At 31.8% G+C, this 7,319-nt stretch carries 9 protein-coding genes and 4 tRNA genes; all 13 read right to left on the bottom strand.

The window, feature by feature from the left end; genetic code table 11:
- Nucleotides 1–226: 226 nt before the first annotated feature.
- The 13 genes from VIM70_RS00225 to VIM70_RS00165 all read right to left on the bottom strand — a co-directional run bounded on the left by VIM70_RS00225 (nt 227) and on the right by VIM70_RS00165 (nt 7,258).
- On the bottom strand, nt 227–1,471 hold the full coding sequence (locus VIM70_RS00225; RefSeq protein ID WP_331942936.1) for a DUF1015 domain-containing protein: 1,245 nt from the start codon (nt 1,469–1,471) through the stop codon (nt 227–229).
- 26 nt (nt 1,472–1,497) lie between these two features.
- The gene (locus VIM70_RS00220; protein WP_331942935.1) at nt 1,498–2,409 is read right to left on the bottom strand and encodes a D-2-hydroxyacid dehydrogenase; all 912 of its coding nucleotides are present in this window, start codon (nt 2,407–2,409) and stop codon (nt 1,498–1,500) included.
- Nucleotides 2,410–2,592: 183 nt separating this feature from the next.
- Nucleotides 2,593–3,666: an alanine--glyoxylate aminotransferase family protein gene (locus VIM70_RS00215; RefSeq protein ID WP_331942934.1), complete on the bottom strand. Its 1,074-nt coding sequence runs from the start codon at nt 3,664–3,666 to the stop codon at nt 2,593–2,595.
- 285 nt (nt 3,667–3,951) lie between these two features.
- Nucleotides 3,952–4,140, bottom strand: a complete 189-nt coding sequence (locus tag VIM70_RS00210; RefSeq protein ID WP_331942933.1) for a hypothetical protein — start codon at nt 4,138–4,140, stop codon at nt 3,952–3,954.
- 32 nt (nt 4,141–4,172) lie between these two features.
- Nucleotides 4,173–4,361, bottom strand: coding sequence for a hypothetical protein (locus VIM70_RS00205; RefSeq protein ID WP_331942932.1), 189 nt, complete (start codon nt 4,359–4,361; stop codon nt 4,173–4,175).
- Between the two features lie 175 nt (nt 4,362–4,536).
- A complete protein-coding gene (locus VIM70_RS00200) occupies nt 4,537–4,698 on the bottom strand; it encodes a hypothetical protein (RefSeq protein WP_331942931.1) in 162 nt (53 codons plus the stop codon).
- A gap of 55 nt (nt 4,699–4,753) precedes the next feature.
- Entirely contained in the window at nt 4,754–5,467 is a 714-nt protein-coding gene (locus tag VIM70_RS00195) for a hydrolase (RefSeq protein WP_331942930.1), read from the bottom strand.
- A gap of 59 nt (nt 5,468–5,526) precedes the next feature.
- Nucleotides 5,527–6,063 (bottom strand): NAD(+) diphosphatase, encoded by a 537-nt coding sequence (locus tag VIM70_RS00190; RefSeq protein ID WP_331942929.1) that lies wholly within the window; start codon nt 6,061–6,063, stop codon nt 5,527–5,529.
- Between the two features lie 29 nt (nt 6,064–6,092).
- Nucleotides 6,093–6,785, bottom strand: coding sequence for a DNA/RNA nuclease SfsA (sfsA, locus tag VIM70_RS00185; RefSeq protein ID WP_331942928.1), 693 nt, complete (start codon nt 6,783–6,785; stop codon nt 6,093–6,095).
- Between the two features lie 150 nt (nt 6,786–6,935).
- Nucleotides 6,936–7,010, bottom strand: a tRNA-Glu gene (locus tag VIM70_RS00180).
- Nucleotides 7,011–7,020: 10 nt separating this feature from the next.
- Nucleotides 7,021–7,096, bottom strand: a tRNA-Lys gene (locus tag VIM70_RS00175).
- 3 nt (nt 7,097–7,099) lie between these two features.
- A tRNA-Gln gene (locus VIM70_RS00170) sits at nt 7,100–7,174 on the bottom strand.
- Nucleotides 7,175–7,181: 7 nt separating this feature from the next.
- Nucleotides 7,182–7,258, bottom strand: a tRNA-Arg gene (locus VIM70_RS00165).
- Nucleotides 7,259–7,319 lie beyond the last annotated feature (61 nt).

Here is a 7,319-nt window from a genome sequence, read left to right as displayed (position 1 = left end):
AGGTACAGGTAGTTGGTTAGACCTTACCTAGTAGGATTCCCCTACTATATGTTAATAACTTACTAATGAAGATAGAATTGCTTCCATTTCCAAGAGGAAACATCACGCGTTTGCGTGCTGCTTCGCAGCTCGCACTATAATTTAATTATACCCTATATAAGAAAAAAGACCACGCATATGCATGGTCTTTTTTCTTATAGTAACTCAATTCTACAATGATGTTAAATTATAGTTCATGAACAAATATTCCACTTTGTAATTTTGGTTCAAACCAAGTTGATTTAGGTGGCATTACTTTTCCTACATTTGATATGTCCATTAAATCATCCATTGTCGTAGGAAACATAGAGAACGCAACGCTCATTCCACCTCTTACTCTTCTTTCAAGTTCTCCAAGTCCCCTTATCCCACCTATAAAATCGATCCTTGAATTCGTTCTTGGATCATCAATTCCTAAAATAGGCCCTAATAAATTCTTTTGAAGTATTGATACATCTAATTTATCAACTGGATCACTAATATTAAAAGTTCCTTCTTTAGCTTTTAATTTATACCACTTTTCATCTAAAAACATTCCATATGTTCTTTGTGATTCTGGCTTATATTGGCCTTCACCTTTGTATAACGTTATATCAAATTTATTAGAGACTTTATTTAAGAATTCTTCTGAAGAATTTCCAAATAAATCTTCAACAACCCTATTATAATCCATTACATATAAATCATTATCTGGAAATATTACAGATAAGAAGAAATTGAACTCCTCGTCCCCTATGTATGATGGGTTATCATGTCTTCTTTTTAACCCAACTTTAACAGCTGAAGCTGACCTATGATGACCATCCGCTATATAAAAATAATCTACTTTAGCAAATACAGTAGATAGCTTATTAATAATTGCTTCCTCATCTATTACCCAAACAATCTGAGATACTCCCTCTTCTGTTTTAAAATCATATACTGGTGTTTTCGTTTGAGTCCACTTTTTTACTACGACATTTATTTCATCTTTATGTTTATATGTTAGGAATATTGGTCCAGTATTACAATTTGTGTAGTCAACATGATTAAATCTATCAAGCTCTTTATCCGCCCTTGTTAGCTCATGCCTTTTAATAACATTATTTATATAATCATCAATAGATGCACATGCGACTATTCCCGTTTGGGATCTTTCATTCATTATTTGCCTATAAATATACAAACATGGTTTTTCATCTTGTTTATATACTTTATTATTAATCATTTTTTGAAGATTTTCGTTAGCTTTAACATAAACTTGCTTACTGTGTATGTCTATGCCTTCTGCTAAATCTACTTCTGCTTTATCAACATGTAGAAATGAATAAGGATTCCCTTTTACTGTTTCTCTAGCCTCTTCACTATTCATAACATCATAGGGAAGAGCTGCTACTTTCTCTACTAAATCTAATTGTGGTCTATAAGCTTTAAATGGTCTTACTACTGTCATAAATATTCCTCCTGAAGGTTGCTAAATCATTCGAAAAAATCGCAAATAATACTTACTATCTCAGTACCTATTCTTGTTTGCGCTTCTCTTGTTGCTGCACCAATGTGTGGAGTCACAGAAACTTTTGGGTGATTAACTAAAGCTTCATTTTTTGTTGGTTCTTCAATGAATACATCTATCCCAGCACCTGCTAATTTTCCATTATCTAAAGCTTCTACTAGAGCCGTTTCGTCAACTACCCCGCCTCTAGCGCAGTTTATTAAAAATGATCCATCCTTCATCATATCTAATTGTTCTTTTCGTATAGTAGCTCCTTGCTCTTTAATAAATGGTATATGTACTGATACATAATCCGCTCTTTTTAATAAATCATTTAATTTACAAAATTCATATTCATCAAAACCTTTAGCTTTTCCAGTTATATCTGTATATATAACTGTCATTCCAAGTGCAGTAGCTTTTTTAGCTAGTTCCTTTGCTATTCTTCCAAATCCAACTAGTCCTAAAATCTTTCCGCCAATTTCTACACCTTGATATTTTTTCTTATCCCATTTACCTTGTCTCATAGATACATTAGAAATATTAATAAATCTTGATACCGCAAACATATGAGCAAGTGTAAGTTCTGCAACAGATGCGATACTAGCATTGGGAGTATTAGCGACAGTTATACCATTTTCTATAGCATATGCTACATCAATATTATCAACTCCAACTCCACCACGAATTATAAGTTTTAATCTTCCTGCTGCAACCGCCTTATCAATTATTGATTGTCTGACTTTTGTTGCAGATCTTACCACAATTACATCAAATTCCTCTAATTCTTTACCTAAAACTTCAGGCTCATAAAATTCCTCAACAACTTCAAAACCCTTAGCTTTTAATTCTTTTATAGCACTTTTATCCATACCATCAGTAACTAATACTCTAATCATGATCATCATCCTCCCTAATATAAAAACACTTTTTTATTATAACCTCATTGCTAAAACTATGATTGTCTAACTTCATCCCACTTTACAATTATATAAATCTTCAATTCTTATCCAAAGTTAAATTAAGAATGAAAAATTTAACTTAAATCTTTCATTCTTAATTTAATTATATTTTATTACTAATTACTTAAGTGCTAAAATTTCGTTAATAATTGCTAATAAATCTTTTATTTCTTGTGGTGTTGTTTCAGCCATGTGAGCAATTCTAAATGTCTTGTCCTTTAATTTTCCATACCCATTAGAAATAACAAAACCCTTCTCGCCTAATTGCTTGTTTAAATCAGAAATACTAATTTCTCTTGTGTTTTTAACACAAGTCAATGTGTTTGACATAAAGTTTTCATCAGGAAATATTTCAAAGTATTTTCTAGCCCATTCGCGTACAAGCTCAGCGCAAGCAAGATGCCTTGCGTATCTATTCTCTAGCCCTTCTTCTAATATCTTATCTAATTGATAATCTAAAGCAAACATATGTGAAAGAGACGGAGTAGATGTATATTGATAATCCTTCTTTTGTATACACTCATATAGTCCTAATAAATCAAAATATACTCCTCTGTTTATTACTTGTTTAGCTCTTTCTACTGCTTTTTTCGAGAATGTACAAATAGCCATTCCTGCAGGGAGTCCTAAACATTTTTGAGTTGAAGTTATACAAATATCTATTCCCCATTCATCAACTTTTACTTCTGTTCCAGCAGCGTTACTAACTGTATCAACACATACTACAACTTCAGGATACTTTTTATAAATGACACTAAGCGCTTGCACATTATTCATAAGCCCTGTTGAAGTCTCATTCATAGTAATAGTTATTAAATCGTATTTTCCAGTTGCTAAAATCTCTTCAAGCATTTGCACCGTTGTAGGTTTACCCCATTCACAATCAAATTTATCTGCTGGTACACCATTAGCAATGCACATTTCAAACCATCTTTTCCCAAATGCTCCTACCGAAAATATTGCTGCTCTTTTTGCTGTACATGAACGAACTGCACCTTCCATTAGTCCACTTCCTGAACTAGTTGAAAGTAGTATTTCTTCTTTAGTATTAAATACTTTTCTCATTTTATCACTTATGCTTCTTTGAAGCGTTGATGCTTCTTTACCTCTATGTCCTATTTGAGGAGTCGCCATCTTTTGAAGTACGTCATCTGATACTTCTACTGGTCCTGGTATAAATAGTCTTTTATGCATAATTAAGCCTCCGAGTTGTGGATCATTCCACTTTTTATTTATTTTAACACTTTAATATAAATTTCTCAATGTTTTATAGCTGAATATTATAAATAATTTTATGAATATTATGCATAACTTGTGTAAATGTTATATTATTTTAAAATATATTGATTAATCAATCTTGTTAAAACGAATTTAAGAATTAAATATTTAAAGGACTATATAACAAAATTGAATTTGTTATATAGTCCTTTAATTGTGATTGTAATAATACTTTATCTGATTTCAAAGTTATTATTTATGTTAACCTTGATCTAATCCTGCTAAAACTTTATCATATAAATTAACTTCACATTTATTATTTTTTAAATGCTTACAATTACCACAACTTTTACTAAAGGCTGTGCCTATTGAAGATTGAAATCCTGTTCCTACTGAGTCATATCCATTGCAGCTATTTGCTACATGGGTCATTTGCTGTATATTTGGCATAATATTTGTCCTCCTTATAATTTGGAAACTAGTTAATTTACACTTATTATCTCCCTAATTTCATCAAATAATCCATCTGCACATTTTCCTTTTACATAATTAACACACCCATCACAACTTGCTGGTCCAAAGCTAATGCTATTTATTAGTCCCATAGAATATTTAGTTTTATATTCATGGCAATTTTGTGCTACTCTCATCTTTATTTCACTCCAAACCATAATTCCACTCCTATGCTCTTAATTTAAAATATTAATCTTAGTCTTCCTGTTATTTGGATTTTCAATTCTTATTTAGTTAAATTATTTATATATAAAAAAAATAAAGCTATTAAAACATAAAATGTTCTAATAGCATGTACCTAATATTTTATTAATTATTTTTCCATAACTAATCTTATATATTAATTATAGATTCAGTTTCTCTACAGTATTTTGTAGTTAAACACTGTCCTAAATTTCTTGGACATCTTCTGCATACACATTCCAAACCTTCACCGTCACAATGTTTTGTCAAAGCTTCAGGGCATTTATCGCAATTATCTCCGCCTACAGCCATTTTTATCACCTACCATTTTAATTAACATCAATCTATCAATCATATTTATTATAAATTATTCTTCATCATTTTCTTTCTCATAAATTTTTCTGTACTTAATCATTATTTCATTTAATATATTTGCTACTATTGGTGGTGTATATGTAATTGCATTTGCTCCTGCTTTTATAGTCTCTCTTATAGATTCATTATTTGTGCCTCCGGTAGCTATTATAGGAAAATCAGGGTGTTTTTCTCTTATTTTACTAACTATATAAGCCGTCCTTTTAGCTCCTGAGACATTAATTATAGTTGCACCTGCCCTTATTCTTGCTTCTATATCTTCAAATTCTGATACAACTGTAACTATTATAGGAATATCTATAGTTTCCCTTATTTGTGTTATAACTTCATTAGATATTGGACTATTAACTACTACTCCCATAGCACCCTTAAATTCAGCATCTAGTGCTAAATTAGTTACTCTTTTGCCTGTAGTAATTCCTCCTCCGACGCCACAAAAGACTGGCAAATCTGCCGCAAGGACTAATGCTTCTGTTATTATTGGCTGCGGTGTAAACGGATATACTGCAATAACTGCATCAGCATTTGTGTTTCTTATAACTGCTACATCTGTAGTAAAAACAAAAGATTTTAATCTTTTCCCAAATATTAGAATACCACTAGCATCTCTTATTGCAGTTGGTAGTTCTATCATATGACTCCTCAAATTTCCCGTTACTTGAGGTACTTTTTTTATTGGATTTTTATAATTACTGTCTCTCTCCATTTTTATCCTTCTTTCTATTTCAAATTATTTAATTTCCTCTTAAATTATTATAATGAATTTTAATCTTCCATCTTAATATCGCACCTGTAGGCCTTTTGACCCTTATATTCAATCTCACTTAATAATTTTCTTACAACTCTTTTTCCTATTTCATCTTCACTCATTTCACAAATTGCATCCTCTACGTTTCCCCACTCGGCCCAATCAACCTCAGGTGACTTATTTATCTCACCCTCAACATACTTAGCCATAAAAGTTAACATTATGATTTCTTTAGAAGCTAAATAATCACTACCTAAATATTTTATATCCCCAATTGTAATTCCTGTTTCCTCTTTTACTTCCCTATATACAGTTTCCTCAACAGATTCTCCATTAGTTACATATCCTGACACTAGAACTTTTGAATTCTTAAAAGTATAATTTTGTTTAAGAAGTAAAATTTCTTTCCCCTTCATTACTGCAACTACTACACATGGTTTTGGTGTATCAAAATACATAACATCATCTACAGGGCAATATGGCACTGCGCCTTCATCCCAACTATTTCTATCTATCAATTTCATTCCACAAATCGGGCAATATATAAATTTCAAATTATTACCTCCTTAATTTCTATTTAAATTCACAAAAAAATTTCAACTGGCTTACTTAAAGTTATGAAATTTTCACCAACTTCACATTCATATGCAAAAATATCCACACCATTTTGTGATGCTAACCTTAATGCATCACAAAAAGCACCATCCATATCATCATATGGAGAGAAACTGTTTATATTACTCATTTGGATAAGAAATAATATCCCAGCACCAAAACCTATTTTTTTAGCTTCTATAAGCTCTAATAAATGTTTTTTTCCCCTTAACGTAGGTGCATCTGGAAACATAGTTTTACCACCAAGTTCAAGTGTCACACCCTTTACCTCAAGATAATACTCTTCACCACTCTCATTAGATAGTTTAAAATCAAATCTACTAGCTCCAAATGTTTTTTCTCTCTCTATTATATTATATTTAACTAGATTATGTATTCTTTTATTTTTCAAGGCCTCATCAACGACCTTATTGGGAATTTGTGAATCTATATTAATGATTTTATTATCCTTATATACTGCAATCAAATCATAAAGTGTTTTCCTAGTAGGATTAAGCTCCTCTCTTAATAAAACTGTGGAGCCAGGAATTAATATTTCTTTGCATCTTCCTGTATTTGGAACATGAACTATTAATTCTTTATCATTAAAACTCACAAGAGCTTGAAATCTATCTGGTCTTCTTATAAACTCTGCTCTAAAAATTCTTTTGTCTATAACCATAATTTCATCTCCATTTTTATAAATATACACTTATTTATAGAAATAATCAACATTATCCACGCTTCTTCACATTTATAATATTTCATTACTTGAAATACCTTATTATTATTTAATAAAAAAAAAGCTCCTGCTTTTGCAAGAACCTTGTTATGGTGACTCCTAGGGGAATTGAACCCCTGTTACCACCGTGAAAGGGTGGTGTCTTAACCGCTTGACCAAGGAGCCTTAAAAAATTTGGTGACTCACCGGGGAATCGAACCCCGGACACCATGATTAAAAGTCATGTGCTCTACCAACTGAGCTAGTGAATCATATGGCTGGGATAGCAGGATTTGAACCTACGAATGCCACAGTCAAAGTGTGGTGCCTTACCGCTTGGCGATATCCCAATGTTTATGGTGCGTCTTAAGGGATTCGAACCCCCGGCCCACGCCTTAGAAGGGCGTTGCTCTATCCAACTGAGCTAAAGACGCATATTAAATAAAATGGAGCGGGTAGAGGGAATCGAACCCTCGTAATTAGCTTGGAAGGCTA

It is taken from the genome of Clostridium sp., assembly GCF_036569345.1.
GTDB lineage: Bacteria > Bacillota > Clostridia > Clostridiales > Clostridiaceae > Clostridium_AD.
This window is presented reverse-complemented; position numbering and strand designations above follow the sequence as displayed.

Coding starts and splice junctions, on each gene's coding strand:
- VIM70_RS00220 (WP_331942935.1), bottom strand. CDS start 2,409: ATGATTAGAGTATTAGTTACTGATGGTATGGATAAAAGTGCTATAAAA.
- sfsA (WP_331942928.1), bottom strand. CDS start 6,785: ATGGTTATAGACAAAAGAATTTTTAGAGCAGAGTTTATAAGAAGACCA.
- VIM70_RS00215 (WP_331942934.1), bottom strand. CDS start 3,666: ATGCATAAAAGACTATTTATACCAGGACCAGTAGAAGTATCAGATGAC.
- VIM70_RS00195 (WP_331942930.1), bottom strand. CDS start 5,467: ATGGAGAGAGACAGTAATTATAAAAATCCAATAAAAAAAGTACCTCAA.
- VIM70_RS00200 (WP_331942931.1), bottom strand. CDS start 4,698: ATGGCTGTAGGCGGAGATAATTGCGATAAATGCCCTGAAGCTTTGACA.
- VIM70_RS00225 (WP_331942936.1), bottom strand. CDS start 1,471: ATGACAGTAGTAAGACCATTTAAAGCTTATAGACCACAATTAGATTTA.
- VIM70_RS00205 (WP_331942932.1), bottom strand. CDS start 4,361: ATGGTTTGGAGTGAAATAAAGATGAGAGTAGCACAAAATTGCCATGAA.
- VIM70_RS00210 (WP_331942933.1), bottom strand. CDS start 4,140: ATGCCAAATATACAGCAAATGACCCATGTAGCAAATAGCTGCAATGGA.